General features: G+C 53.1%; 24 protein-coding genes and 1 tRNA gene. 12 read left to right on the forward strand and 13 right to left on the reverse strand.

All coding sequences use genetic code 11. The features are described 5' to 3' along the window. Nucleotides 1–88: 88 nt before the first annotated feature. From AC0IWZ_RS12725 to AC0IWZ_RS12740, 4 genes are all read left to right on the forward strand, one after another. A complete protein-coding gene (locus AC0IWZ_RS12725; RefSeq protein WP_471677151.1) occupies nt 89–1,054 on the forward strand; it encodes a threonine/serine dehydratase in 966 nt (321 codons plus the stop codon). Then, nucleotides 1,051–1,995 carry an NAD(P)-binding domain-containing protein gene (locus AC0IWZ_RS12730; protein WP_471677150.1) on the forward strand — a complete coding sequence of 315 codons (945 nt, stop codon included), beginning with the start codon at nt 1,051–1,053 and terminating at the stop codon, nt 1,993–1,995. The genes AC0IWZ_RS12725 and AC0IWZ_RS12730 overlap by 4 nt, the downstream gene beginning before the upstream one ends. A 29-nt stretch (nt 1,996–2,024) precedes the next feature. Next, nucleotides 2,025–2,651 carry a helix-turn-helix transcriptional regulator gene (locus tag AC0IWZ_RS12735; RefSeq protein ID WP_246864876.1) on the forward strand — a complete coding sequence of 209 codons (627 nt, stop codon included), beginning with the start codon at nt 2,025–2,027 and terminating at the stop codon, nt 2,649–2,651. Nucleotides 2,652–2,740: 89 nt separating this feature from the next. Beyond that, on the forward strand, nt 2,741–3,124 hold the full coding sequence (locus tag AC0IWZ_RS12740; RefSeq protein ID WP_471677149.1) for a VOC family protein: 384 nt from the start codon (nt 2,741–2,743) through the stop codon (nt 3,122–3,124). Between the two features lie 66 nt (nt 3,125–3,190). On the opposite strand, the gene AC0IWZ_RS12745 is transcribed toward AC0IWZ_RS12740, so the two are convergent. Together AC0IWZ_RS12745 and AC0IWZ_RS12750 are read right to left on the reverse strand one after the other, a co-directional pair. Beyond that, complete coding sequence (locus AC0IWZ_RS12745; protein ID WP_471677148.1) at nt 3,191–4,351, reverse strand: IS30 family transposase; 1,161 nt, start codon at nt 4,349–4,351, stop codon at nt 3,191–3,193. 161 nt (nt 4,352–4,512) lie between these two features. Continuing rightward, nucleotides 4,513–5,301 (reverse strand): phosphotransferase family protein, encoded by a 789-nt coding sequence (locus AC0IWZ_RS12750; RefSeq protein WP_471677147.1) that lies wholly within the window; start codon nt 5,299–5,301, stop codon nt 4,513–4,515. A 228-nt stretch (nt 5,302–5,529) separates the two neighbouring features. Here AC0IWZ_RS12750 and AC0IWZ_RS12755 point away from each other — a divergent pair, with 228 nt between their 5' ends. From AC0IWZ_RS12755 to AC0IWZ_RS12780, 6 genes are all read left to right on the forward strand, one after another. After that, the gene (locus tag AC0IWZ_RS12755; protein WP_034496411.1) at nt 5,530–6,990 is read left to right on the forward strand and encodes an AMP nucleosidase; all 1,461 of its coding nucleotides are present in this window, start codon (nt 5,530–5,532) and stop codon (nt 6,988–6,990) included. Between the two features lie 12 nt (nt 6,991–7,002). Beyond that, nucleotides 7,003–8,781, forward strand: a complete 1,779-nt coding sequence (locus AC0IWZ_RS12760; RefSeq protein WP_471677146.1) for an aminopeptidase P family protein — start codon at nt 7,003–7,005, stop codon at nt 8,779–8,781. Nucleotides 8,782–8,979: 198 nt separating this feature from the next. Further along, nucleotides 8,980–9,055: transfer RNA gene (locus AC0IWZ_RS12765), tRNA-Asn, on the forward strand. Between the two features lie 240 nt (nt 9,056–9,295). Beyond that, the gene (locus AC0IWZ_RS12770) at nt 9,296–10,333 is read left to right on the forward strand and encodes an extracellular solute-binding protein (protein ID WP_034496415.1); all 1,038 of its coding nucleotides are present in this window, start codon (nt 9,296–9,298) and stop codon (nt 10,331–10,333) included. After that, nucleotides 10,317–12,005, forward strand: a complete 1,689-nt coding sequence (locus tag AC0IWZ_RS12775; RefSeq protein ID WP_471677145.1) for an ABC transporter permease — start codon at nt 10,317–10,319, stop codon at nt 12,003–12,005. Before AC0IWZ_RS12770 ends, AC0IWZ_RS12775 begins: the two co-directional genes overlap by 17 nt. Before the next feature lie 11 nt (nt 12,006–12,016). Then, on the forward strand, nt 12,017–12,712 hold the full coding sequence (locus AC0IWZ_RS12780; protein ID WP_471677144.1) for an ABC transporter ATP-binding protein: 696 nt from the start codon (nt 12,017–12,019) through the stop codon (nt 12,710–12,712). A gap of 8 nt (nt 12,713–12,720) precedes the next feature. On the opposite strand, the gene AC0IWZ_RS12785 is transcribed toward AC0IWZ_RS12780, so the two are convergent. Together AC0IWZ_RS12785 and AC0IWZ_RS12790 are read right to left on the reverse strand one after the other, a co-directional pair. Next, nucleotides 12,721–13,098 carry a DUF4440 domain-containing protein gene (locus tag AC0IWZ_RS12785; RefSeq protein WP_471677143.1) on the reverse strand — a complete coding sequence of 126 codons (378 nt, stop codon included), beginning with the start codon at nt 13,096–13,098 and terminating at the stop codon, nt 12,721–12,723. After that, on the reverse strand, nt 13,095–14,477 hold the full coding sequence (locus AC0IWZ_RS12790; protein ID WP_471677142.1) for an MFS transporter: 1,383 nt from the start codon (nt 14,475–14,477) through the stop codon (nt 13,095–13,097). Before AC0IWZ_RS12790 ends, AC0IWZ_RS12785 begins: the two co-directional genes overlap by 4 nt. A gap of 107 nt (nt 14,478–14,584) precedes the next feature. Between AC0IWZ_RS12790 and AC0IWZ_RS12795 the strand changes: the two genes are divergently transcribed. Next, a complete protein-coding gene (locus AC0IWZ_RS12795; protein ID WP_471677141.1) occupies nt 14,585–15,484 on the forward strand; it encodes a LysR family transcriptional regulator in 900 nt (299 codons plus the stop codon). A gap of 71 nt (nt 15,485–15,555) precedes the next feature. On the opposite strand, the gene AC0IWZ_RS12800 is transcribed toward AC0IWZ_RS12795, so the two are convergent. From AC0IWZ_RS12800 to AC0IWZ_RS12810, 3 genes are read right to left on the reverse strand one after another with little or no spacing between them, the layout of a single operon-like run. Further along, a complete protein-coding gene (locus AC0IWZ_RS12800) occupies nt 15,556–15,858 on the reverse strand; it encodes a putative quinol monooxygenase (RefSeq protein WP_410373121.1) in 303 nt (100 codons plus the stop codon). Nucleotides 15,859–15,860: 2 nt separating this feature from the next. Next, nucleotides 15,861–16,514, reverse strand: coding sequence for an oxygen-insensitive NAD(P)H nitroreductase (gene nfsB, locus AC0IWZ_RS12805; RefSeq protein WP_471677140.1), 654 nt, complete (start codon nt 16,512–16,514; stop codon nt 15,861–15,863). Between the two features lie 27 nt (nt 16,515–16,541). Beyond that, the gene (locus AC0IWZ_RS12810) at nt 16,542–17,549 is read right to left on the reverse strand and encodes a zinc-binding alcohol dehydrogenase family protein (RefSeq protein WP_471677139.1); all 1,008 of its coding nucleotides are present in this window, start codon (nt 17,547–17,549) and stop codon (nt 16,542–16,544) included. Nucleotides 17,550–17,660: 111 nt separating this feature from the next. Here AC0IWZ_RS12810 and AC0IWZ_RS12815 point away from each other — a divergent pair, with 111 nt between their 5' ends. Continuing rightward, the gene (locus tag AC0IWZ_RS12815; protein WP_034496427.1) at nt 17,661–18,569 is read left to right on the forward strand and encodes a LysR family transcriptional regulator; all 909 of its coding nucleotides are present in this window, start codon (nt 17,661–17,663) and stop codon (nt 18,567–18,569) included. An 83-nt stretch (nt 18,570–18,652) separates the two neighbouring features. Here the strand turns inward: AC0IWZ_RS12815 and AC0IWZ_RS12820 are convergent, their stop codons facing one another. The 6 genes from AC0IWZ_RS12820 to AC0IWZ_RS12845 all read right to left on the reverse strand — a co-directional run bounded on the left by AC0IWZ_RS12820 (nt 18,653) and on the right by AC0IWZ_RS12845 (nt 25,887). Further along, on the reverse strand, nt 18,653–20,170 hold the full coding sequence (locus tag AC0IWZ_RS12820; RefSeq protein WP_034496429.1) for an AbgT family transporter: 1,518 nt from the start codon (nt 20,168–20,170) through the stop codon (nt 18,653–18,655). A gap of 298 nt (nt 20,171–20,468) precedes the next feature. Then, the gene (locus AC0IWZ_RS12825; protein WP_034496430.1) at nt 20,469–21,908 is read right to left on the reverse strand and encodes an EmmdR/YeeO family multidrug/toxin efflux MATE transporter; all 1,440 of its coding nucleotides are present in this window, start codon (nt 21,906–21,908) and stop codon (nt 20,469–20,471) included. Nucleotides 21,909–22,080: 172 nt separating this feature from the next. Next, complete coding sequence (locus AC0IWZ_RS12830) at nt 22,081–22,800, reverse strand: ABC transporter ATP-binding protein (RefSeq protein WP_034496432.1); 720 nt, start codon at nt 22,798–22,800, stop codon at nt 22,081–22,083. Beyond that, on the reverse strand, nt 22,797–23,672 hold the full coding sequence (locus AC0IWZ_RS12835; RefSeq protein WP_034496433.1) for an ABC transporter ATP-binding protein: 876 nt from the start codon (nt 23,670–23,672) through the stop codon (nt 22,797–22,799). Before AC0IWZ_RS12835 ends, AC0IWZ_RS12830 begins: the two co-directional genes overlap by 4 nt. Beyond that, nucleotides 23,669–24,961 carry a high-affinity branched-chain amino acid ABC transporter permease LivM gene (livM, locus tag AC0IWZ_RS12840; protein ID WP_410373125.1) on the reverse strand — a complete coding sequence of 431 codons (1,293 nt, stop codon included), beginning with the start codon at nt 24,959–24,961 and terminating at the stop codon, nt 23,669–23,671. Before livM ends, AC0IWZ_RS12835 begins: the two co-directional genes overlap by 4 nt. Nucleotides 24,962–24,972: 11 nt before the next feature. Beyond that, nucleotides 24,973–25,887: an ABC transporter permease subunit gene (locus AC0IWZ_RS12845; protein ID WP_034496437.1), complete on the reverse strand. Its 915-nt coding sequence runs from the start codon at nt 25,885–25,887 to the stop codon at nt 24,973–24,975. Between the last annotated feature and the right edge of the window lie 36 nt (nt 25,888–25,923).

Raw genomic sequence — 25,923 nt, forward strand, 5'->3', positions numbered from 1 at the left:
ACGATGTTCTTCAATGCACAAATTGTGCGATAGACAAAGTGTACTAAAAGTCTATATTAGACAATAAATACATACAGAGAAGATCACTATGTCGCAGCTACTCAAACTTTTTACCGCCAGCCAGGAAGCGCATACCGCACTTCGCCCACAAGTCAGAAAAACGCCGCTCGACCGCAGCCACATGCTTTCGACGCTGTACGGGTGCGATCTGTTTCTTAAGGGTGAGCATCTGCAACACACCGGTTCGTTTAAATTCCGCGGTGCCAGCAACAAGATTCGCCTGCTGACCCCGGAACAAAAGGCGCAGGGAGTGATCACGGCTTCTTCGGGTAATCACGGGCAAGGTATGGCACTGGCGGGGGCAATGGCAGGCGTTCCGGTGACTGTTTTTGTGCCAGCCACCGCTTCGCCTTTGAAGATTGACGCTATTCGTGCCTACGGCGCAACGGTGAATATGATCGAAAAGGACGCCCTTAGCGTCGAACTGGAAGCGGCAGAAACCGCGGCCCGTGAAGGGATAACCTTTGTTTCACCCTATAACGATGGAGATGTGATCGCCGGGCAAGGCACCATCGCGTTTGAAATGTTTGAAACAGAGCCGAAACTTGATGCCGTTTTTGTGGCTGTGGGCGGTGGCGGTTTGATTTCCGGCATCGGTGCGGTAATGAAACATCTGTCACCGGAAACCCGCATCGTGGCTTGTTGGCCTGAAGCGTCTGTGGCGATGTACGCCTCACTTCAGGCGGGTGAAATTGTGGAGCCGGAAGAGCACGATACGCTTTCAGACGGCACGGCGGGCGGGCTGGAACCCGGCACAATCACCTTCCCACTCTGCCAGGCGGTTGTCGATGACTGTGTGCTGGTCAGCGAAGAAGAAATCAAAGCGGCGATGAAAACCCTGGCCCGTTATGAACGCTGGATGGTGGAAGGCGCGGCGGGTGTGGCAATGGCAGCCTTTATGCAGCAGGCCGAGCAATGGCGAGGCAAGCGTGTCGCGGTGGTGCTGTGCGGTAAAAATATCACCCTCGAAAAATTCACCGGAGCGGTGAAATGAAGGTTATCGGCCTTGAAGAAATCAAAACGCTATTTAACCAGACCGACGCGCTGACCCGACTAAAAGCCGGTTTCGAAGCGTTTTCCGCAGGTCGGGTGCAGCTTCCGCCAGCCCAGCAATTTGCCTTCTCGCAAGCCGAAGGCGACTGCTGTATCAAGTCCGCCTGGATTGAGGGCAGCGATAGTTTTTGTGTAAAAATCTCAACGGGCTTTTATAACAATCCTTCCCTGGGATTGCCCAGCAATGACGGGCTCAGTATGGTTTTCTCGGCACAAACGGGACAACCCCTGGTGCTGCTGGACGATCATGGTTGGTTGACTGGCGTACGCACCGCGCTGGCAGGACGCATTGCCGCGGAAATGCTGCTTCCTGAGCGTATAGAGCGAATTGCTATCTTCGGCACCGGATTACAGGCAGAGCTTCAGCTGCGACAGTTACTTGAGCTAACCCCTTGCCGTGACGTGATTGTCTGGGGACGTAGCGAGGCATCGTTGGCCCGTTTCCGCGAGCAAGTTTCCGATATTGATATTCAGCTTATTACCACGACCAGCGAGCAGCAGGCTGCAAGCGGCGCTACGGTTATCGTCACCGCCACGCCATCAACCGTTCCGTTGGTGCTTGCCGAGTGGGTTCAGCCCGGAACACATATCACCGCCGTGGGTGCCGATAGCCCAGGCAAGCAGGAGCTTGACGCAAAACTGGTAGCGAAAGCGGATTGTATTGTGGCTGATTCGCTCAAGCAGTGCGGGGCTTACGGTGAGTTAAGCCGCTTATCGGCTGACCTTCGTGAGAGCAAAAAGGTGATTGAGCTGGGGTGTTTACTGGCAGACCGTTCGCAATATGTGCGTAGCGAAACTGATATTACCCTTGTCGATCTAACCGGGCTGGGCGTGCAGGATGCGCAGATTTCGGCCAGTATTCTGGCGCAGTTAAAAGTGTAAAACGGTTACCAGGCGGAAGGAATCAAAGTTTGAACGAAAATATAAGCCTTAAAGATGAGCAGTTTGCCACGCTAAAAGCGATGGCAGAAGGAATCGCAGCGCTGTTTTTCCCGGTGGTAGAAGTCGCTATACACAACGTTAAAAGCGGCAAAATTGCCTGGCTTGCTAATAATATCTCTAAACGCAGCATCGGGGATGATGCCGGGCTTGAGGAGCTGTCGCTTCACGACCTTGAAAGCATGACCGGGCCTTACGAAAAACTGAACTGGGATGGTAAAAAAGTCCGCTCAGTCAGTATTCGCGCAAACGTAGAAGGTGAAACCGAATATATTTTTTGCATCAACTTCAGCACTTCGCTGTTAGAGGATGCCAAAAATGCCCTCGAGATGTTCCTTTCTGTTAACCGTTTGCAGCCACAGCCCGTCCAGCTTTTTAAACATGACTGGCAGGAAAAAATTAATACTTTTCTTCATCAGTGGCTGAATGAAAATAATACTTCGCTTTCCACACTCTCCCGCCAGCAGAAAAAGGAACTGGTGACGGAGCTGTATCGCCAGGGTGCATTCACCGTCAGAAACTCAGCAGACTACATTGCTAACGTGCTCTCTATGGGGCGCGCCACTGTTTATAAGCACCTCAAGGAAATCAAAAACTGAAAATGTCCTTTGAACTATCGTAGGCGTGGTGACTCAGTGAGTCGTAGTATCAATTTAGTATTCAATTTCAGACCATAAAGGAAGCAGGCATGTCGCAGAATACTGAATCCAGCGCTGAGTTTTATGTGCAGACATTCGGTCTGCCGCTAAAGCCAATGGAGGGGAACTGCGATTACCTGCTGTCGGAAAAAGACCTGCTGAAGGACGTGAAGCATTTTGCCGTCTGGCCACTATCACAGGCAGCAAATTCATGTTTTGGTGTTGGGCAGTGGCCAACTGAACACCCGATACCACAGGGATGGATTGAATACGAGGTAGAGGATCTCGATTCTGCTACCCGCATATTGAGTGAGAAGAGTTATCGCCTGTTGGTGGCTAACCGCATAGAGCCGTGGGGGCAAACCGTCACGCGCCTGCTCACCCCCGAAGGGTTGCTTACCGGACTGACAATTACCCCCTGGCTTCGTGGGTAAATAATGTCCGCTCCTGCACGAAGCGGTCAGGTTGAAGGGTCTTATTGTCTGCTTTGAGCTGTGAGTTCAACTGATGGATGCAACACACTGATTGAACCGCTCTGCGGGTGATTCATAGTCTAGCGTTTTTCTCGGTCTTTCATTTAGCTGTCTGGCAACACTGTTAAGTCTTTGCTGACTGTGAACCGATAAGTCAGTTCCTTTTGGAAAATATTGTCTGAGCAACCTGTTCGTATTTTCATTTGAGCCACGTTGCCAGGGAGATTGAGGATCACAAAAATAAATCTGAATGTCTGTCGCTACAGTAAATCGGGTGTGGCTGGTCATTTCAGCGCCCCGATCCCAGGTTAATGTTTTATAAAGCTCAACAGGTAATTCCCGGGCTTGTCTGATGAGTGCAGATATAACCGTTATGGTCTTGTTGTCCCTGACTTTGGCCAGCATAACAAAACGGGAATGACGTTCTACAAGAGTGACGATATAGGAGTTTTTCGAACCCTGTATCAGGTCACCTTCCCAGTGACCTGGTATGGCTCTGTCCGTGGCTTCAGGTGGCCTTTCACTGATAGGTATCGCATTCGGGATTGACCCTAATCCTTTCCCTTTAAGCGATGAGGTTCTGGATCTACGCACTGCTCTTCCACTTCGGAGGCATTGCTGCAGCTCTTTTTTTAATGCTCCCCGGGTTTGTATAAAAAGTGTTTTATAAATCGTTTCATGTGACACATGCATTTCCTGATTATCCGGATAACAGCGTTTCAGCCAACCGGCGATTTGTTCCGGCGACCAGTCCTGATGCATCTTCTCTGCAATGATTTTACACAATGTGGGGCTTTCAATTAGCTTGCAGGATTTTGGTCTCAGGGCACTTTCCCACGCAACTGTATCGGCTTTTGCTGCACGGTATTGTTTTGCACCTCCATGCCTCCTGATCTCACGGCTAATCGTTGAAGGAGCTCTTGATAATTTGGCCGCGATGTCCCTGATGCTGCGTTTTGCTACCAGTCCTCTGGATATCTCCTCTCTTTCATCAAGCGAAAGCGCTAACCGGTGCCGCCTTCGCACGGGAGGACGGTAGCCACCTGTCTGGTGGATTGTAGGCATAATAGAAGAGTGAAATCTGTCGAACATTCTGGCGATGTCATGCAGGGAATCACCTTGCTTATATCTGTCCCAGATAATCGCTTTCTGTTCCGGTGTGTAGTAAATGCGCGTTCTTCGTTTCATGGCAACGTCCCCCTTGATTAAGGATAGCGTTGCATCGACCCCTTGAACTCACAGCACATAGCGGACTGGTTGGGTGGTCATCAGGTCCGCTATGAGCGTGAAGCGAACATGCTATTCATAGTGGAATCCGCATCGGTAATAGCTCAATGGTTTTGAAAACCTCAAAGCATTTTTACAGTGTTATCTAGCCAGGCAGGAAGATTTTCTCTGTACCAGTTGAGATAGAATTGAAAATCACTTTTCTGCCGTTCATTAAGCAATACGACAACCTCGGTAACAATCCATGCTTTAGCAATCGCAATTTCTTTAGCTAAGTCACCTGGATTATATTGACGAGATATACAGTGATAGCGTTCAGCAAACTCAATAAATTTTTGTTTAGAACCCATTCCCTTTATCAGTGGAGCAAGATCAATAGCTGGGCTACCCATGCTGAATCTCTCCCAGTCAAAAAGCACTAAATCACCGTTATCCCTTTTCCCCCAATTACCCGCATTACTATCGCCTGAAATTAAGCACTGCCCCCTAAAAAGAGCATTACTTTCCTGCTGAAAATACCGTAACTGTTTTGCTGCTCTATCCGGTAATGCCAATAGTATGAGAGATTTTTCGAGGGCTGTTTCTGACCAGGTGTGATTATGATAAACCCATGAAGGGTCAGGCCGATGGGAATGTAAGCGAGACAGAATTGACAACACTTCATCTCGTCCAACTTCGTCCTGATCAACCTGGTGCGGGATATATTCCAGTCTTAACTTGCGTGAGGATGGTTCGGCTAACAACAACTTTGGGGTGAAAATGTCTGCCTGAGCGAGATCCCTGGCTGCATGTTGATAAAAGTTGTACTCCACATCACTGACAGGAAACTTCTCGATTACCTGATGATTTGTTTCATCCACAAAAAGTGTCACTTTAGCGGAACCCATGCAGGATAAATTATCAACAGACATGCATATTTCCTTTAGCTTTGATCGGTTGGTTAATTCGGAGGCGTTTGAGTTTAGCGTAGACTGAAATCCTTACGATAAGACGCTCTCCCTATCGCTTAGCCGAACTGGGAAGAGGTTTATTAGCAGGCTTCTTGTTTTCTCCTCCTGCCCCTTCCGTTGACGCCCGCCGATGACATACTATCGAAGCTGCAAACAGCCCTGTACAAATCAGCAGGATGAGGAGAGAAGATGACGCATCAGACAGCCGCCACGGCCCTTACCCCGAACCAGGCCCTCGATAAATTAGAGGAGCTGTACGATGCCTCGGTCAACGCACTGCGCGATGCCATTGGCCAGTATGTTGAAAACGGCGCACTACCTGAATTTGAAAAACGCGCCGCAGGATTATTTGTTTACCCGGAACTGCGTGTCAGTTGGGATGGCACCGTTAAGCATCCGAATAAAACTCGCGCTTATGCTCGTTTCACCCATTCCGGCAGTTACACCACCACCATCACCCGCCCGGCACTTTTCCGCCACTATCTCGCCGAACAATTAACGCTACTTTACGAAGATTACGGCGCGCAGATTGAAGTGGGTTTATCGCAACATGAAATCCCTTATCCGTATGTGATTGATGGCTCCAGTTTGTCGCTGGACCGTTCAATGAGTGCCGGTTTACCACGCCATTTCCCGACGACCGAACTGGCGCAAATTGGGGATGAAACGGCGGACGGCCTGTTCCATCCCACCGAGTTTTACCCGCTTTCACACTTCGACGCCCGTCGCGTTGATTTCTCGCTCGCCCGCCTGCGCCACTACACCGGCACGCCGGTTGAGCACTTCCAGTCTTTTGTCCTGTTCACCAACTACACCCGTTATGTGGACGAGTTTGTGCGCTGGGGTTGCCAGCAGATCCTTGACCCGGAAAGCCCATACGTTGCGCTTTCCTGCGCAGGCGGCGTGTGGCTAACCGCCGACAGCCAGGCTCCCGAAGAAGCTATTTCCGATCTCGCCTGGAAGAAACACCAGATGCCCGCCTGGCACTTGATTGATGCCAACGGTAACGGCATCACGCTGATTAACATTGGCGTTGGCCCATCGAATGCGAAAACCATTTGCGACCATCTGGCGGTGTTGCGCCCTGCGGCCTGGCTGATGATTGGCCACTGTGGCGGCCTGCGCGAAAGCCAGTCGATTGGCGATTACGTGCTGGCGCATGCGTACCTGCGCGACGACCATGTGCTTGATGCGGTTCTACCGCCAGATATCCCCATCCCAAGCATCGCCGAAGTGCAGCGCGCTTTGTACGACGCCACTAAACTGGTGAGCGGCATGCCGGGCGAAGAAGTGAAACAGCGGTTGCGTACCGGAACCGTCGTCACCACCGATGACCGTAACTGGGAATTGCGCTATTCCGCGTCAGCCCTGCGCTTTAACCTGAGCCGCGCCGTTGCGATTGATATGGAAAGCGCCACCATTGCCGCGCAGGGTTATCGCTTCCGCGTGCCATACGGCACCTTGCTTTGTGTTTCCGACAAACCGCTGCACGGTGAGATCAAACTCCCTGGCCAGGCAAATCGCTTCTATGAAGGTGCTATTTCTGAGCATTTGCAAATCGGCATCTGCGCCATTGATTTGCTGCGAGCGGAAGGTGAACGCCTGCATTCACGTAAACTCCGTACCTTTAACGAACCCCCATTCCGATAAGAGAACATAAGAATGCAACCAACATCATCTCTGCATGCCCTACGCAAACTGCTCAAAGAACGCGACCTCGATGGTATGATCATTCCGCGAGCGGATGCGCATCAAAGTGAAGACTGCTCACCAAATGACAACAAACTGGAATTTATCAGCAACTTTGACGGTTCAGCAGGTCTGGCGCTGATTCTGGCTGACCGCGCGCTGCTGTTCGTTGACGGGCGTTATCAGGTTCAGGCGCGTCAGCAAGTGAACCTTGAAGAGTTTGAAATCCATCATTTGCACGACGAACCACTTCATCTGTGGCTGCGTGACAACTTACCCGCCGGTAAACGCATCGCGTTTGAGCCGCTGCTGATGGTAAACAGCCAGTATGAAAGCCTACGCACCAGCGGTTGCGACCTGGTTGCCGTCAATGACGACCCGCTCAATACCATCTGGGCCGATCGCCCGGCAGCACCTCGCGGCGTTGTGACCCAAATGCCAGATGAGATCAGTGGTGAACCAAGCGCTGCTAAACGTGCACGCATGGCGGCTTTGCTCAAAGAAAAAGGCGTCGACTATCTTGCCATCACCCTGCTGGACAATATTGCCTGGCTGCTCAACGTGCGCGGTTCCGACGTTGCCATGAACCCGGTTGCACAGTCTTTTGCTCTGCTGAAAAACGACGGTGAAATCGAATGGTTTGTCGACGATGCAAAACTGCATCAGCTTGACAGCACCCTGCTGAACTCGGTCAGCCTACAACATCATGATTCTTTCCTGGCCCGTTGCCAGCAACTTGCCGCAGGTAAGCGTTTCTCGCTTGACGGTGACACTGCGCCTGTCGCAGTGCGCATTGCCGTAGAAGCGGGCGGCGGTGAGATAGTCTGGCAACCCGATCCTATTACGCTGGTAAAAGCGAATAAAAACAGCGTCGAACTGGAAGGTTACCGCGCGTGTCATATTGAAGATGGCGTGGCATGGGTGAACTTCCTGGCCTGGCTCAGCCACGAAGTGCCACTGCGTGAAGCGGCGGGCAACCCGGTCACTGAACTCGAAGCGCAGGAAAAACAACTCGCCTTCCGCCAGCAGTGCGACAACTTCCGCGAGCAAAGCTTCAGCACTATTTCTGCTGCGGCCCACAACGCCGCCATGTGTCACTACCATTCCTCGCCAGAAACCAACATGGCAATAACCACCAAAGCGTTCTACCTGAACGATTCTGGCGGCCAGTATTTCAACGGCACCACCGATGCCACACGCACCCTGAACTTTGGGCAAGTCGATGCGCAGCGCCGCCTGCATTACACCGCGGTATTGAGAGGCTTCCTGGCGCTGATCTCCCTGCAATTCCCGCAAGGTACACAAGGCCACCAGTTGGACGCGTTCGCACGCCGTCCATTGTGGGAAATGGGTCTGGACTACGACCACGGCACTGGCCATGGCGTAGGTCATTGCCTGTTTATCCATGAAGCCCCGCACCGTCTGGCGAAGAAAGTGAACCCGTGGCCGTTGTTGCCGGGCGTTATCCAGACCATCGAACCGGGTTACTATCTGGAAGGCAGCCACGGTATGCGAGTTGAAAACCAGGTTGAAATCGTTGCCTCGCAGCCAGGCTTCTGCAAATTTGCTTCTCTGACGTTGATCCCAATCGATCTGAGCGCGGTTGAAATATCGCTGTTGAGCGAACAAGACATCGCCTGGCTTGATGATTACCACCAGCAAGTACGTGAAATCTTATCGCCGCTGGTTTCCGGTGATGCCCGTCCGTGGCTGATTGAAGCGACTGCGCCGGTCAGAACTCAACGTGCATAAACCCGACTGATCAACGGGTTTTGTCGGATGACGCTACCGCTTCTCCAACCTACGGAGAGGTTTGTCACCCGTATAAAGAGCCGCACATTGCGGCTCTTTTCTTCTATTTGTTGATTAAACCAGCAATCAAACAATTTTCCTCTAAACAGCCTTTGACAACCTGACGAGCGCTCGTTACTATGCGCCCCGCTAACCGATTCCTCTGTAGTTCAGTCGGTAGAACGGCGGACTGTTAATCCGTATGTCACTGGTTCGAGTCCAGTCAGAGGAGCCAAATTTAAGAAGCCCGCTTAGGAAACTAAGCGGGCTTTTTGCTTTTTATTTCCCCGCCAACCCTCTATTTTCCCTCACCGCGTTCGGCATCACATCGTTGGTTAAAGTTATGTAAATGTGAATTATTTGCACTTAGCGATTATTGTAAATGCTAGTAGTTATCATTTATCGTGCGCCTGCCCGTAAGAACTCTTCCTGACGGGACACCAACGACGTTCCAACCACTCTGGGATATAAAACGATGAATGCTCTGCCTCGCACCGGACTGCGCCGTATCACGCTTGCATCGGCTGTGGTTTTATCCGTCAGCCTGCCGGCTTTCGCACAAGATCCTCTGACTGTTTACACCACTCGTGAACCGGGCCTGATTCAGCCATTGCTGGACACCTGGACGCAAACCAGTGGCGTCAAAGTGAACACGGTTTACATCAAGGATGGCATGCTCGAGCGTGTAAAAGCGGAAGGCAAAAACTCCCCTGCCGACCTGCTGATGACCGTAGATGCAGGCAATCTTATTGATTTAGTTGAAGCGGGCGTTACACAACCCGTGCAGTCGGAAATACTGACAAAAGCTATCCCGGCCAACCTGCGTGGCGAAGATAACCAGTGGTTTGCACTTTCTATGCGTGCCCGCGTGCTGTACGCCGAAAAATCGCTGCCGATTGATAACTGGCATTACGAACAACTTTCCAGCCCGGAATACAAAGGGAAAGTGTGTATCCGTTCCGGTCAGCATCCGTATAACACCGCGCTGATTGCCGCGATGATTGCACACCACGGCGAAGCAAAAACCGAAGAATGGTTGCGTGGCGTCAAAGCCAACCTGGCACGTAAAGCCACCGGCGGCGACCGTGATGTTGCACGCGATATCCTCGGCGGCATTTGTGATATTGGCCTGGCGAATTCCTACTACATCGGCCATATGAAAAATGCCAAAGAAGGCACCGATGCGCGTAAATGGGGCGATGCCATTAAAGTCGTGAAACCGACCTTCGAACAAGGCGGCACGCACGTCAACATCAGCGGTGCCGCAGTGGCGAAGTTTGCCCCTAACAAAGCAGATGCCGTGAAGTTAATGGAATACCTGGTCTCCGAACCCGCTCAGCAACAATATGCCAAAGCGAACTATGAATATCCGGTTCTGAAAGGTGTCGCGCTTGACCCGGTCATCAGCAATGTCATTGGCGAAATCGACGTTGATAAAATTCCATTAACCGAGATTGTTAAACACCGTAAACAAGCGAGTCTGCTGGTAGATAAAGTTGGATTCGATCAATAAATCACTTCGTCTTCCGACGTTACGCGGCCTGTTTTCCGGGCCGCAGTCTTTATTAACCCCGCTGCATCTTGGTGCGTTATGCGTTGCGCTTGGCGTACTCACGCCTGTTGTAGCGCTTATCTGGCAAGCAACGCTGGCTGATTTCTCGCACTGGGACAATCTCATCACTTTTGTTCTGCCTTCGGTGCTGAAAAATACCGTGCTGTTGCTGGCCGGTGTCGCCGTCATCGTGGGAGTGATCGGTGTTGGCAGCGCGTGGGCCGTCACCGCGTGGGATTTCCCCGGACGCAAAATTCTCAGTTGGGCACTGCTGCTTCCGCTGGCAATGCCCACTTACATTGTGGCATTCGCGTGGCTCGATCTCTTACACCCGATAGGCCCGCTGCAAACCTTCATTCGCTTTGTGCTGGGGTTCGACAGCCCGCGCCAGTTCCGTCTTCCTGATTTACGCTCGCTGCCAGGCGCGATTATTTTGCTGGGGCTGGTGCTCTATCCTTACGTCTACCTCACGACCCGCGCCATGTTCATCAGCCAGCCTGCGCATTTGCTGGAAGCCGCACGAACATTGGGTTGTAGCGCGGCGGGCACGTTCTTTCGCGTGGCACTTCCCATGGCCCGCCCGGCGCTGGCTGTGGGCATTAGCCTTGCGCTTCTGGAAACCCTTAACGATATTGGCGCATCTGAGTTTCTCGGTGTACAAACCCTCACCGTCACGGTCTACACCACCTGGATTTCGCGCTCAGATCTCGCTTCTGCAGCCCAAATCGCCTGCATGATGCTGATGTTTATCTTCTGCATCCTGACGCTGGAATTTTATGGGCGTAAAAAACAAGGTTTCAGCAGCCGCAGCCTGCGTGAAATTCAGCCCACACGCGTACACGGCTGGCGTGGCTGGCTGCTTGGCGGCGTTATCGCGCTGCCGGTAATCCTGGGATTTTTGGCCCCGGTGATATTTTTAGCATGGGAAAGTGCAAAACGTTTGGGTGAAGAAAATGCGCTCTCACCTGCGTTGCTATCGGCCTTACAAAACACGTTATCGCTGGCTGCGGGAACCACGCTGGTGGTGGTTTGTGTCAGTTTGCTGGTGGCGTGGAGTGCGCGCCACAGCGCCGCCGATAACTCGATGTCCGGGTTTCGCCGCGGTGTGATGCGCCTTGCCTCTTTAGGCTACGCCGTGCCTGGCACCATCCTCGCGATTGGTTTTCTGACTCCCGCTATGGCTGTAGACAGATGGCTGGCCGATTTACTGGAGATTCGCGGTCTGCCGCTGATGTCTGCCGGGATCTTGCTAGTTATCTGCTGCGCGATGCGGTTCCAGGCCATCGCCATCGGCGCACTGGATTCCGGCCTGAGCCGTATTCCCCCTTCCCTTGAGCAGGCCTCGCGTTTGTTGGGCGAAAATGGCACTGGCACCTTCGCCCGTATTCACCTGCCGTTATTGCGTCCGGCGCTGGTCAGCAGTGCGCTGTTAGTCTTCGCCGATGCGATGAAAGAGCTGCCAACGACCCTGCTTTTGCGTCCGGTAAATTTTGAGACGCTGGCGACGCTGCTGTACGCCGAAGCCGCGCGCGGCACCTACGAAGAAGGGGCTATCGCCGCCTTGATGATTGTTCTCGCGGGCACATTGCCGGTTATTTTGCTGGTGCGCCACCAGATGACACGCCACGGTTAGAGGAGAGATTTATGTCAGAAATTGCCTTACGTCTGCAGGATGTTCACGTTGCTTACAGCAACAGTCAGCACCCCGTGTTGAAAGGGTTTTCGATGTCGGTGCGCAAGGGTGAACTTGCCTGCTTATTGGGCGCATCAGGCTGCGGGAAAACCACGGTATTGCGGGCGGTTGCCGGTTTTGAACGGCTGCAAAGCGGTGAGATTTATGTGTCACAAAAACGTGTCGCCGGGCCGGAGGTTCATCTGCCCCCGGAAAAGCGTCACGTCGGCATGGTATTTCAGGAATATGCCTTATTCCCGCATCTGACTGCCCAGCAAAATGTGGCGTTTGGCCTGCGTCGGCTCCCGCGTGAACAGCAAAACGCGAGGGTGACGGAACTGCTGCGAATGGTGGAGTTACATAGCCATGCCAGCCGTTATCCCCATGAGCTTTCCGGCGGGCAACAGCAGCGTATCGCGCTGGCGCGAGCACTGGCACCTCATCCCGAAATTCTGCTGCTGGATGAACCGTTTTCAAGCCTTGATAAGCAAACGCGTGAACGCCTCGGCGGTGAGGTGCGTGATATTCTGCGGGACGCGGGGCAAACCGCGCTGCTGGTCACGCACAGCGAACACGAAGCCCAGCTAATGGCCGACCATATCGGTTATGTGCAACAAGGTGAGTATTGCGCGAGCCACTCACCTCGCGCTGAACACATTGAAAGTTAACTTAAACTTCAGGCTGCTGCGGTTTCATGCAGGCGTAACCAGAGCAGGTCAGCACCCGCATTGCTGAATATCACGGTGGAATGGCGCAGCGTGTTTTCTTGCCCCGGTAAACTTTGCCCCTCGCTATAGCTGACCACCGCACCGGCAGGCCACTCGGCAATCACCGTTATCTCATCCAGCGAAATTTTCAATCCAGGTTTTGCGGCTGGCTGGGCCTGAAAGAATGCACTCAGTGAGTCAAAAGTCAGTGTTTTGCCGCCGGGCGTGACCATGGTAAATACCGGCGAAAAGCGAGCCAGCAGCGCCTGCACGTCCCCTTCTCCTTTGCCAAGCCAGTTTTCGATTGCGACGTGAGCCTCGATCACTTCCTGAATGTAGCGATTCATGTTGTCTCCTTTTGAGCCTTGAGTTGACGCAAAATAGCGCCGTTAGCGATGCGCAGGCAAAGCAGCGCAGGAATTACTGTGCTGGCCGCCGCCAGATAAAAACACCATTGATAAGCCGTAGCGGTAGCAAGCGTTTCCAGCAAAGTATTAAGCAGCAGACTCAATACCGATATGCCCATACAAAAGCTCAGTTGGCGGTTGATGTTCCACAATGCGCTGGCCTGGCCGAGTTGCTCATCTGCCACCTGTAAAAAGGCGCAACTTTGCGCGGTGCTGCTGCACAGGCTGCCACCAAACCCCATCACGGCAAATGCCGAAAGCAAAAGGGGATATTGTTCCGCACTGTGAACCTGGGTCAATGCCAGAATACCCAGTCCTTGCAGCAGACAACCCGTTATCAGCATCGGGCGCGGGCCAAAACGGTTGAAATGTTTTCCGGTGAACGTTATCGCCAGTAATGAAGCCATCGACCACGGCACCATCAGGCTGCCGACTCGTGTCGCAGTCAGGTTAAGTTGGGTTTGCAGCCAGAGTGTCGCTATCAGGCTAACGCCGATAAACATCCCCGGAATACACTGATAAATCATCATCGCGCTGCGTAATAACGGCTCCTTCACCAGACGCAGATTAATCAGCGGTTGCGGATGACGTAGGCTATGGCGCACAAACCCCGCGAACAGCGTTATCGCGCATAACAGCAGCAAGATGCCCTTCAACATCTGGCCGTTTTCAGCCAGCATCGTGAAACCCAGTAAAGTACACATCAGCGCACCGCAGCCGCTAATCAGGCCGATAAAATCAAGCGCTGTGAACGGTCTAGCGCGGGGTTCTTTTTGTAGCCAGACCGCCGCCAGCAGCAGCGCGATGAAAGCAAGCGGCAGATTAGCGAAGAAAACCCAGCGCCAGCTGAGTGAATCGACAATCACACCGCCCATCGCAGGTGATAGCGCCGGAGCTAACAGGCCCACTAACATGATCGCCGCAGATAATGCGGCGCGTTCATGGCTGCGATAAAGCTGGTAGGTTAGCGTCTGCCCAACCGGGATCAGCAGCCCGCCGCCCAGACCCTGCAAAAGCCGCCAGCCAATCAGTTGCTCGATAGAGTGCGCCATACCCGCGCCGAGTGTCGCCAGCAAGAATGAACTCAGCGAAAGCAGCAAAACGTTGCGCCCACCGAGGCGCTGCGCGAGCCAGGCGCTCAGCGGAATCACCAGCGTCAGCCCTAAAATATAGGCGTTACTAACCCAGGAAAGCTCGCTGACAGATGCCCCAAGCCCGCGCCCGATAGCCGGGTACGCGACGTTGGCGATAAACATGTTGATCAAATCAACGAAAAAGCCCAGCAGATAAACCATGGCAACTTTGGTGCGATAAAGCATAAAACCTCCGGTTAGAGGCGACGGAGTGTAGCGGTAGGGAAGAGGGGGATAAATCGTCTGGCAGGCGTTACACTGTCAAAATATTTTTGACAGTGACGAGGATTATTGTGCTGAATCTGCAACGGTTAACCATATTTGTCGCCGTGGTGAAGGCCGGGAGTTTTACCGCAGCGGCTACCGCGCTGGGCCAGACCAAAGCGGTAGTGAGTTTTAACATCAAACAGCTTGAGGCGGAATCAGGCGTATCGCTGTTGGTGCGCAGTACCCGGCGGCTCTCGCTGACGGATGCGGGAGAGCGTTTTTATCCCCGTTGCCAGCATCTGCTTGAGGAAGCTCAAAATCTGCTGGACGATGTGCAGCGCGATCACCAGGGATTGAGCGGCGTTTTGCGTATTACCAGCACACCGGAATATGGCTCGCAAGTCGTGGTGCCTGCACTTGCGGCCTTTTCGCGTGAACATCCGCAACTGCGAATCCAGCACGTTTCTTCTTCGTATCATGCGGATTTGATAGCGGAACGATTCGATGTGGCTATCCGCCTGGGCCAGCTTGCGGATTCAAATCATCGCGCCGCACCTGTCGATAGCTTCGCGATCTTACCCGTTGCGGCCCCTGCTTATCTGGCCGGACACCCCATAGAAAACCTGGCTCAGTTGGCGCAGGCCACATGGCTGGCACACAGCCGCCTGGCTTCGCCCCTTAGCTGGCAAGTCACAACCCCGCAGCGGCAGGCGATACTATTTGATGTGAAAAAACCGCCAACTGTCGTCGCAGATAGCGCATCCGCGCTGCTGGCCTTTGCCGTTGCAGGTGCAGGTGTCGCCCTCTTACCGGAGTGGCTGGTGCGCCCGGCTATCGCCTCAGGTCAGTTACAGGCGGTACTGAATCACCACCAGTTTCCTCGCCAGAGCATCTATGCGCTTTACCCCAATACTCGCCATGTGCCTGAGAAAGTCCGCGTGTTTATTGATTTCTTTCAGGCGTGGGTGGCTCGCACGAAAAACTAGAAAAAAGGCCGTCACAGATACTGTGGCGGCCTCGGTTTGGTGGCTCAAATTACAGAGAAAACGCTCAGGGCTTATGGCTCAACCGCAGTCAAACGAATGAGCTGTAAGGGTTCGGCCAGCAGGGAATCCATCTGCTCCACAAACGCCTGAAAATGCGGTAATGCGATATGCACATCCAGCGCTTCCTGCCCTTTCCAGGACTCGCGCACGTAAAACACATCCGGCGTTTCCTGTAACTGGAACAAAGCGTAATCCAGACAACCGTCTTCTTTGCGCGTCGGAACTATCAGCGCCTGTAAAGCAGATTTCAGATTGTCGCGTTGCCCGGTTTTGGCTTTCAGCACTGCAATAATCGACAGCGTGTTATCACTCATTTTTAGCACTCCGTTAAAATTTCGCTGAACTCAAGACGCGATTTTGGCAGTGACGCGTTAAAGTCTTCCACGCTGCGATAGCCAATTGGCACGATAACCAGGCTGGTGAAGCCTTTTTCGCGCAGGCCAAATTCTTCATCCAGAATACGCGCGTCGAAGCCTTCGATTGGCACGGCGTCAATATTCAGCGTGGAAACACCCAGCAAGAAGTTGCCAACGTTCAGGTAAACCTGCTTTTCCATCCAGTGCTGCGCGTCTTTGTAATCAAAGCGGTGCATATTCACAAAGTAAGAACGGCCTTTGTGCTGCCCTTCCATCGCCTGCTGGCTGGCAAAACGGCCATCGGCATTTTCCTGGTCCAACAATTTAGACAGGTGCGTTTCATCAATAGCCGTTTTCGCGCAGAACACCACCACATGTGAAGCATCAAGCACTTTGCGCTCATTGAAAACATAAAAACCGGACGTCGCTTTGGCAATACGCGCTTTCGCTTCCGGCGTGCTTGCCAGAATAAAATGCCACGGCTGCGAGTTAGTGCTGGATGGGCTGAGACGCAGCAAATCTTTCACTTTCTCAATGTTTTCTTCGCTAATTTTTTTGTCGGCATCAAACGCTTTAGTCGAGTAACGGGATGCTGCTGCCTTAATAATATCCATGATTATTTCTCTATGATTTTTATGTAATTAGAAGCCTTCGAGGACGATTTTACCGACCGCACGATTGGTTTCAATTAATTCATGGGCGCGGCGCAAGTTGGCGGCATTAATCGTGCCGAAATGCTCGCCAAGCGTCGTCTGCAACACATTCTTGTCAATCAGGTCAGCCACACGGGTCAACAGACGGTGCTGCTCAATCATGTCGCTGGTTTCAAACATGGAGCGGGTAAACATAAATTCCCAGTGCAGTGAAATGCTTTTCACTTTCAACGGGCCCGCATCCAGGGTTTCCGGGTCATCAATCAGTGCCAGTTTGCCTTGCGGAGCCAGGGCTTCTATCAGCTGCGCGTAATGTTTATCGGTCTGGTTCAGGCTGGCAACGTGAGTCACGTGCTTCACGCCAATCCGCGCCAGTTCTTCCGTCAGCGGTTTGCTGTGGTCGATAACATGATGCGCCCCCAAATCGGACACCCATTTCTGGCTTTGCGGACGTGATGCGGTGCCGATAACCGTAATATTGGTGAGCTTGCGAGCCAGCTGCGTGAGAATAGAACCCACGCCACCCGCCGCGCCAACAATCAGCAACACGTCGTTTTCGTTGCCCTGCTCTTTCACACCCAGGCGGTCAAACAGCATTTCCCAGGCGGTGATCGCCGTTAACGGCATTGCCGCAGCGGAAGCGTTATCAATGGATTTTGGTTTCAGCGCGGCGATGCGTTCATCCACCAGTTGGAATTCGCTGTTGCTCCCGGGGCGAGTCAGCGAACCTGCATACCAGATTTCATCACCCGGCTTAAACAGCGAGACTTTTTCGCCGGTTGCCACCACCACGCCGACCGCATCCCAGCCTAAAATACGTGGCTGGTCAGCTTTAAAACCGGCGCGGACTTTGGTATCAACCGGGTTTACGGAAATTGCTTTCACTTCCACCAGCAAATCGTGGCCTGTGGCGACAGGTGTCGGTAAAGTGATCTCAGCCAGAAATTCCAGATTAGTGCCCGCCTGCGCGGCTTGAGTAATAGCAATAGCTTTCATGGTGTGCTCCAGAGAATTAAGAGTTCAGCGAGTGAATGAACTCATGGTACAAGGTGTGCCGCAGGTGAAAAATAGCCCTTTGAAAACAACACTTATACTCGGAGAGTTAAAATGCTCAGGTTGGAAGACCTCACTTTGTTTGTCAGGGCCGCCGCTTTAAACAGTTTTAGCGACACCGCGCGTGAGGCAGGATTGCAACCCGCACAGGTCAGCACTGCCATAAAGCGCCTCGAGCAAACGCTGAATATCCGTTTATTTGCCCGTTCGACCCGCAGCCTGCGGCTCACACCCGAAGGCGAAACCTGGTTGCCATATGCCATTAGCGCGCTGCAAACCCTGGAAAGCGGACTTGAGCAAATCCAACCGGCAAGCGATGAAGTGCGTGGCGTGCTGCAAATAGCGGTGCCATCTGACCTCGGGCGCAACATGTTACTGAGCGTTTTTCAGGCGTTTCGTCGCGAACACCCGGCACTGCATCTGAAAATACTGTTCTCCGATCAAATCACCGATGTGTTTAAAGACCCGGTGGATGTCGCCTTCCGTTATGGCAACAACGATGACGCGTCGTACGTGTCACTCCCCCTGGCACCGCATAATCAGCGGGTTGTTGTCGCCTCACCGGCCTATATTGCCCGCTGTGGCGAACCCAAAACCATCAGCGAACTGTCCCATCACGATGCGCTAACCTATGCACTTCGCGGACGAGTATATGACAAATGGACGTTAAGTCTGGATGGCGATACGCATCATGTAGCCGTGAAAAGCGCCATGATGAGCGACGATGCCGAAGTGATTCGCCGCCTGGCGGTCGCGGGTGAAGGTATTGCTTATAAATCCTGGCTGGATGTCAGTGAGGATGTCAGCGAAGGTCGCCTGAAGATTATTCTGCCGCAGTACCAGGGTGATAGCGTGCCGCTGAATATGATTTGCCCGCATCGCAAACAGCTTTCCACCACGGTGCGGTTGTTGCATCAGGCGGTTAAACAGCGGTGTGACATATTACAGAGTCTTAAAATTTAGCAAATTTGTCGGGGGACGCTGCGCTTGCCCGACCTACAAAACGTCAATTGTAGGGTGGATAAGCACAGCGTCATCCACCGGTGCTACGAAATCGGGTAGGTATACGGCGCGTTCACACCCAGCGGCAGACCCACAGCCCACCACACCAGCAGGAAGATGCTCCAGCAGATAAAGAAGATGACCGAGTAAGGCATCATCATCGACACCAGCGTACCCACACCGGTTGATTTCACATAGCGCTGGCAATACACCACCACCAGCGGGAAGAACACCATCAGCGGCGTAATAATGTTGGTGGTGGAATCACCGATACGGAACGCAGCCTGCGTCAGTTCAGGAGAGATACCCACTGCCATCAGCATTGGCACCATGATTGGCGACAACAGCGCCCATTTAGCCGAAGCCGAGCCAATCAGAATATTCACCACCGCCGTCAACAGAATCATACCGATAATGGTCGCTTCGCCCGGCAGCGCCATGGTTTTCAGCACGTCCGCACCCGCCAGAGCAATCAGCGTACCGATGTTGGAATCACCAAACGCTTTGATAAACATAGCGCAGAAGAAAGCCATCACCATGTACGAACCCATTTTGCTCATGGATTGGTTCATCGCGTCGATGACATCTTTGCCGCGGCTAAAGGTTCCGGCGACAAAGCCGTAAACAATGCCAGGGATAATAAAGATCAGGAAAATCAATGGCACGATGGATTTCATGATTGGCGCGCCATAGCTGGTCAGCGAGCCATCCGTCGGGCTACGCAGCAAGGACGTTTCAGGCCATGCCAGCGCCGCAAGACCTGCCAGCCCCAGAAGCATCACCAGGCCTGCCACTTTAAAACCACGGCTTTCCGCAGCGGTGTAGCTGCTCATATCTTCGTTATGTTGATAATCGCCGTCGATCTCCAGTTTCGACACGCGCGGCTCAACAATTCGTTCAGTCACCCACCAGCCAACCAGGGTAATCATCACCGTCGAACCGATGCCGAAGAACAGGTTACACAACGTGTTGACGGTATAAGTCCCGTCCAACAACTGCGCGGCTGTTTGGGTAAAACCTTGCAGCAATGCATCGTTACCGGTTGGCACCATGTTGGCCGCAAAGCCGCCAGAAACCCCGGCAAACGCCGCCGCAATACCCGCTAACGGGTGGCGACCGGCAGACATAAAGATAATTGCACCCAATGGAATAACCAGCACGTAGCCTGCATCCGCTGCAACGTGGCTGAACATCGCGACGAAAATAATCATTGGAGTTAACAGTTTCTTCGGCGTGACACGCAGCATTTTTTTCAGGCCGGTATTAATAAAGCCTGAACTCTCTGCCACGCCCACACCTAACATCGCCACCAGCACGATCCCCAGCGGAGCAAAGGTGGTAAATGTGGTCACCATTGAGGAAAGAGTGACGGTTAACGCCTGTGCCGAAAGCAGGTTATTAATTCTGACCGCTTCATTGGTCACAGGATTGACGACATCAAAATCAACGGTGGAAAGCACCGCCGACATCGCCATGACGACCAGTAAAAAATAGAAAAAGATTAATGCGGGTTCGGGTAATTTGTTCCCTGCTTTCTCAACAGCGTTGAGAAATCCTGTCATCAGACGACCTTCCGTGTTCCTTGTCGTTGTACTCATCACTACCTCGTCTTCCTGTTATATTCACCAAAGTAATTTCTCGCGGTAATTAATAACATTTTAGAATATTTCACTGCTAGTAACTTTACGTTACTAGTCAAAACGAGACGTAGCAGAGTGATAGATATCAAGTTTCCGAAGAATAGCCAGATATTAAGTTGGTTAATAATCAGTCACGCAGAAGAAAAGTCGGATGTCGCTGGCGCTAATCCGACCTACAGCAGCCGATTGTAGGGTGGATTAGCGCAGCGTCATCCACCATTTAGGTTTTAGTCAAAGGTTCTTTTTTGAGACGCGGGTATTTTTTCAGCCAGCGGCCGCTGACCATTCGCCAGTAGAACAGCACGCCGCGCACGGTCCAGTCGAAGAACATCCCCATCCACACCCCGACCACGCCCATTCCCAGCACGATACCGAGCGTGTAGCCCGCCACCACGCGGCAACCCCACATGCTCGCCATCGAAACCCACATCGCAAAACGGGCGTCGCGCGCGCCTTTCAGACCGGCAGGCAAAACCCAGGACGCGGCCCAAATCGGCATAAACGCGGCATTGAGCCAAATGAGGATTTTGACCACCTCTTTTACGTCATCTTCATGCGTGTAAAACGAGGCCATCAATCCGGCGAATGGTGCCGTTCCCCAGGCGATGATCGTCAGGCCCAGAGTGGATAGCCAGAACACATGGCGCAGCTGCCTTTCGGCCTGGCCAATTTGCCCTTTCCCCAGACGCTTGCCAACAATAATGGTCGATGCCGAACCCAGGGCGTTGCCGGGTAAGTTAATTAATGCGGCAATCGAGAACGCGATAAAGTTACCGGCAATCACGTTGGTGCCCATCCCGGCAACAAACATTTGCGTGAGTAATTTCCCGGCATTAAACAGCACCGACTCAATGCTGGCCGGAATACCAATCCCCAGCACTTCCCACAAAATGCCGACTTTAAGTGGCCGGAAATAACTTTTCAGCGAAATGCGCAGCGACGGCGCAAAGCCCGCCACTAACACATAAACAAAAGCGAGCGCACCGATATAGCGCGAAATAGTTAAGCCCAGTCCAGCGCCAAAAAAGCCCAGCCCGTTCCAGCCCATCGCGCCGTAAATCAGGATGCTACTGATAATAATGTTGAGAATGTTCATCCCGCCGTTAATCAATAACGGGATTTTGGTATTCCCTGCCCCACGCAACGCGCCGCTGCTGATAAGCGCAATCGCCGCCGCCGGGTAACTCCATACCGTGGTTTGAAGGTAGGAAAGTGCCAGCGCCTTAACTTCTGGCGTTGCCGCTCCGGCAATAACATTCACGACATGTTCACCCGCCAGGTGAATACCCGCTGCCAGACCAATGGCGATAATCGTCATTAATATCAGTGACTGACGTGCCGCATCACGCGCCCGTTTCGGGTCACGCTTGCCAAGACTGAAGGCAACCACCACCGTCGTGCCGAGATCGACTGCGGCGAAGAACGCCATGATCACCATGTTGAAGCTATCGGCCAGCCCGACGCCTGCCATCGCCTCTTTTCCCAGCCAACTCACCAGGAAGGTGCTTAAAACCCCCATCAATAAAACGCAGGTGTTTTCCAGGAAGATAGGCACCGCAAGGGGTGTAATTTCGCGCCAGAACAGGACTCGATAGCTTTTGCGTTTGGCGTACCAGCGTGTTTTAGCCACGCGCTGGCGAAGTGCTGCTTGTAAGTTCAAGATTGACCTTGGGGGGAGAAGTGAAACCACATTTCAAATAATGATTTACAAATCGTTATCCTGCAAAGAGTTTTTTAAATATTCGTTGAAATCACGGTGGATGACGCTACGCTTATCCACCCTACAAAACCAAACCGTAGGTCGGATAAGCGCAGCGTCATCCGGCAAAATCTCAACCGTGACCGCCTAAATACGCCTTGCGCACTTCCTCATTCCCCAACAACTCCTCACCGCTGCCGCTCAACCTAATCTGCCCGTTCGCCATCACGTAGCCCCGGTCAGACAGTTTCAGCGCGTGGTGCGCGTTTTGTTCCACCAGAAAAATAGTCATGCCGTTACGCGCCAGTTCACGCAACGTCTGGAAGATTTGTTTCACCACAATCGGCGCTAAACCCAGGCTCGGTTCATCCAGCAGTAACAATTTCGGGCGACTCATCAGTGCGCGGGCAATCGCCAGCATTTGCTGCTCGCCACCGGACATCGTCATCGCCCGCTGTTTGCGGCGCTCTTTCAAACGTGGGAACAGATCAAACATGGTTTGCAGATCCTGCGCGGCGTATCGGTCCCCGATGGGGATCGTGCCCATCAGCAAGTTTTCTTCAACCGTCATATCCGGGAAAATGCGTCGCCCTTCCGGTGCCTGCGCAATGCCGCCGGATGCCACGAAATGGGTCGATTTATGGCTGATGTCGTCGCCGCGAAACAGGATTTGCCCGCCACGAATGCGCGGCTGGCCAAAGATCGACATCAACAACGTCGATTTCCCCGCCCCGTTTGCACCAATCAGCGCCACGGTTTCCCCTTCGTTAACCTGCAACGAAACCTGTTTTAGCGCCTGAATGGCACCGTAAAACACGTCCACATTGCGAAACTCCAGCATCGCCTCACTCATACACTGACCTCGTCTTCGTCGGTGCCCAGATAGGCGGCAATCACTTTTTCGTCGTGTTGGATTTGCTCAGGTTTACCCTCGGCAATCACATCCCCGTGGTCGAGCACGATAATGTGGTCGGAAATTTCCATCACCATGCCCATATCGTGTTCAATCAGTAAAACGGTGATGTCGTGATGGTCACGCAGGAAACGGATAATTTTACTCAGCGTACGCGTTTCCACCGGGTTCAGACCCGCCGCCGGTTCATCCAGGCAGATCATCTCCGGCGCTGTGCACATGGCGCGGGCGATTTCTAATCTGCGCTGTTGCCCGTAAGACATCTCCCCAGCAAGGCGATTTGCGCAATCCACCAGCTCAACCACTTCAAGCCAGTAAAATGCACGATCCAGCGCGCGGCTTTCGGCGCGTCGATAGGCGGGCGTGTTCAGCACCCCGGCGAGTAAATTGCGGTTTACCTGCATGTGCTGCGCCACCAGCAGGTTTTCCACCACCGACATTTCCCGGAATAAACGGATATTCTGAAAGGTTCGCGCAAGACCTGCGCGGTTCACCAGATGCGTGCCGCCGAACATTTTGTAGAACAGACGCGAGCCCAATTGCGCCGGGTTTATCCAGTCGCCGGGCTGGAATTTCTGCCCGAGTATCTGAATCACATTGGTGGTTTTGTCGCGCGTATTGAACAAAATATTGCCGCCGGAGGCCTTGTAAAACCCCGTCAGACAGTTAAAAACCGTGGTTTTGCCCGCACCGTTAGGGCCGATTAGCGCGGTAATTGACCCACGCCGCACTTCAAGATTCACATCATTCAGCGCCTTTATGCCGCCAAAATGCATCATTAAATGTTCAACGCTTAAAATCATTTCGCTCATGGCGCCACTCCCTTTCGCACCACATAGCCGCTGCGGTTGATGCGAATCAGGCCGCGTGGCCGCCAGATCATCATCACCACCATCAACATGCCAAACAGCAGCACGCGATACTCTGCGAAACTGCGCAGCAATTCTGGCGTCACCGTCAGCACAAACGCCGCCAGCACCACGCCAATGGTCGAGCCCATTCCGCCGAGGACGACAATGGCGAGAATCAATGCCGATTCAAAGAAAGTGAACGATGTCGGGTTAACAAAGCCCTGATAAGTGGCGAAGAAAACGCCGGCAATCCCTGCGGTGGAAGCGCCGAGGGTGAAAGCAGAGAGCTTCACCAGCACGTGGTTCAGCCCCATAGATCGACAGGCAATTTCATCTTCACGCAGCGCTTCCCAGGCACGACCAATCGGCATGCGCGTCAGGCGGTGTTTGATGTACAGCACCAGCAACACCACCAGCACCAGAATGGCGTAGATAAAGATAAACTTCAGATTGGGGTTATAGGTGAGATGGAAGAATTCGTGGAACGGCACGCCACCTTCTTCTTTTGCCCGCCGCCCAAATTCCAGGCCAAACAGCGTGGGAGGCGGTGCGGAAATCCCGTTCGGGCCACCGGTAAACGTCAGCCAGTTATTGAGCACCAGGCGGATAATTTCCCCGAAGCCGAGGGTCACAATCGCCAGGTAATCGCCATGCATACGCAACACCGGGAAACCGAGCAGCGCGCCTGCCGCCGCCGCCATCAGTGCCGAAAGCGGCAGCATCGACCAGAAACCCAAACCGAGGTACTGGTAGCCGAGCGCCAGGCCATACGCGCCTATCGCGTAAAAAGCGACGTACCCTAAGTCCAGCAATCCGGCGAGGCCAACGACAATATTTAAACCTAAACCGAGCAGAACATAGATCAGCCCGAGAATCGCCACGGTCAGCACATATTTGGTGGCAACAAACGGGAAGCAAACCGCCAGCACCAACACCAGCGGGATTATCCAGCGCAGACGACTTTTATAGTCCGGCGGGCGCACATACACGCCTGAGTTATCGGTTTCAAAGCGGCTGAGAAAGCGGGTTCCCACTCCGGTTGTCAAGAAAGCGCTCAACAGAAAACGCCCGGCCATCACCGCCGCGATAATCATCACCAGGCGCTGGCCGTCGAAGTTAAAACTGTAACCATCCAGCACCACACCGACAATCGGGCCAAAAATGATTAACGCCACCAGACCGGCGAAAACCGCATCCAGCAAGCAGCGTTTGAGGGAAAAACCTTCATGCAATACCGTTTCTGCTGTCATTTTTTGCTCCCTCACACTTTGGCAACGATCGGGCGACCAAGCAGCCCTTGCGGCCGGAAAATGAGGATCACCACCAGCAACCCAAACGAGAAGACATCTTTATAATCAGAATTCACCATGCCGGAGAATTGCGCCTCGGCAATTCCCAGAATCAGGCCGCCTAACATCGCGCCGGGTAACGAGCCAATCCCCCCGAGCACCGCCGCCGTGAACGCTTTAATGCCGATGATAAACCCGGCGTAGAAATCAAAAGTGCCGTAGTTCATGGTGATTAACACGCCCGCCAGCCCGGCCATGGACGCGCCAATCACAAATACAATCGAGATAATTCGGTCGGTGTTAATCCCCAGAATCGAGGCCATTTTGCGGTCTTGCTGCACCGCGCGGCACATGCGCCCCAGACGTGTGTTACCGATGATCCAGGTGAGCAGCAACATGCCAGCAAACGAGGCAATCAAAATAAACACTTTGGTGTAGGTGATTTGCACAAAACCTTCGCCAATATGGAAGCGGAACACGCCGTCAAGCATGGTGGGAATGCCCTGCTGGCGCGGCCCCTGGCTGATTTGCGCGTAGTTTTGCAGGATGAGCGACATGCCGATTGCGGAAATCAGCGGCGCTAAACGTGTGGAGTTGCGCAGCGGTTTGTAGGCGATGCGCTCAATCGTCCAGCCATATACGCCCGTCACCACAATGGTGAATACCAGCGTGCCGAGGATTAATAACGGGAACGAGTGAATGCCGAAGAACGACAGCAGCGCCAGGCCGATGGCGCACAGATACGCGGAGATCATATACACTTCGCCGTGCGCGAAGTTAATCATGCCAATAATGCCGTAAACCATGGTGTAGCCGATGGCTATCAACCCGTAAACGGACCCTAGCGTTAAGCCATTTATCAATTGTTGCAGGAAGAAGGCATCCATAGTTTGGCAGTCTCTTTTGGTGGCTGCGTCTGGACG

It is taken from the genome of Buttiauxella sp. AC142 (genome assembly GCF_979253435.1).

Excerpts from the sequence above, each read along its gene's own strand:
- AC0IWZ_RS12725 (WP_471677151.1), top strand. The coding sequence starts at position 89 with ATGTCGCAGCTACTCAAACTTTTTACCGCCAGCCAGGAAGCGCATACC.
- AC0IWZ_RS12730 (WP_471677150.1), top strand. The coding sequence starts at position 1,051 with ATGAAGGTTATCGGCCTTGAAGAAATCAAAACGCTATTTAACCAGACC.
- AC0IWZ_RS12740 (WP_471677149.1), top strand. The coding sequence starts at position 2,741 with ATGTCGCAGAATACTGAATCCAGCGCTGAGTTTTATGTGCAGACATTC.
- AC0IWZ_RS12745 (WP_471677148.1), bottom strand. The coding sequence starts at position 4,351 with ATGAAACGAAGAACGCGCATTTACTACACACCGGAACAGAAAGCGATT.
- AC0IWZ_RS12750 (WP_471677147.1), bottom strand. The coding sequence starts at position 5,301 with ATGTCTGTTGATAATTTATCCTGCATGGGTTCCGCTAAAGTGACACTT.
- AC0IWZ_RS12755 (WP_034496411.1), top strand. The coding sequence starts at position 5,530 with ATGACGCATCAGACAGCCGCCACGGCCCTTACCCCGAACCAGGCCCTC.
- AC0IWZ_RS12760 (WP_471677146.1), top strand. The coding sequence starts at position 7,003 with ATGCAACCAACATCATCTCTGCATGCCCTACGCAAACTGCTCAAAGAA.
- AC0IWZ_RS12770 (WP_034496415.1), top strand. The coding sequence starts at position 9,296 with ATGAATGCTCTGCCTCGCACCGGACTGCGCCGTATCACGCTTGCATCG.
- AC0IWZ_RS12780 (WP_471677144.1), top strand. The coding sequence starts at position 12,017 with ATGTCAGAAATTGCCTTACGTCTGCAGGATGTTCACGTTGCTTACAGC.
- AC0IWZ_RS12785 (WP_471677143.1), bottom strand. The coding sequence starts at position 13,098 with ATGAATCGCTACATTCAGGAAGTGATCGAGGCTCACGTCGCAATCGAA.
- AC0IWZ_RS12790 (WP_471677142.1), bottom strand. The coding sequence starts at position 14,477 with ATGCTTTATCGCACCAAAGTTGCCATGGTTTATCTGCTGGGCTTTTTC.
- AC0IWZ_RS12800 (WP_410373121.1), bottom strand. The coding sequence starts at position 15,858 with ATGAGTGATAACACGCTGTCGATTATTGCAGTGCTGAAAGCCAAAACC.
- nfsB (WP_471677140.1), bottom strand. The coding sequence starts at position 16,514 with ATGGATATTATTAAGGCAGCAGCATCCCGTTACTCGACTAAAGCGTTT.
- AC0IWZ_RS12810 (WP_471677139.1), bottom strand. The coding sequence starts at position 17,549 with ATGAAAGCTATTGCTATTACTCAAGCCGCGCAGGCGGGCACTAATCTG.
- AC0IWZ_RS12815 (WP_034496427.1), top strand. The coding sequence starts at position 17,661 with ATGCTCAGGTTGGAAGACCTCACTTTGTTTGTCAGGGCCGCCGCTTTA.
- AC0IWZ_RS12820 (WP_034496429.1), bottom strand. The coding sequence starts at position 20,170 with ATGACAGGATTTCTCAACGCTGTTGAGAAAGCAGGGAACAAATTACCC.
- AC0IWZ_RS12830 (WP_034496432.1), bottom strand. The coding sequence starts at position 22,800 with ATGAGTGAGGCGATGCTGGAGTTTCGCAATGTGGACGTGTTTTACGGT.
- AC0IWZ_RS12835 (WP_034496433.1), bottom strand. The coding sequence starts at position 23,672 with ATGAGCGAAATGATTTTAAGCGTTGAACATTTAATGATGCATTTTGGC.
- livM (WP_410373125.1), bottom strand. The coding sequence starts at position 24,961 with ATGACAGCAGAAACGGTATTGCATGAAGGTTTTTCCCTCAAACGCTGC.
- AC0IWZ_RS12845 (WP_034496437.1), bottom strand. The coding sequence starts at position 25,887 with ATGGATGCCTTCTTCCTGCAACAATTGATAAATGGCTTAACGCTAGGG.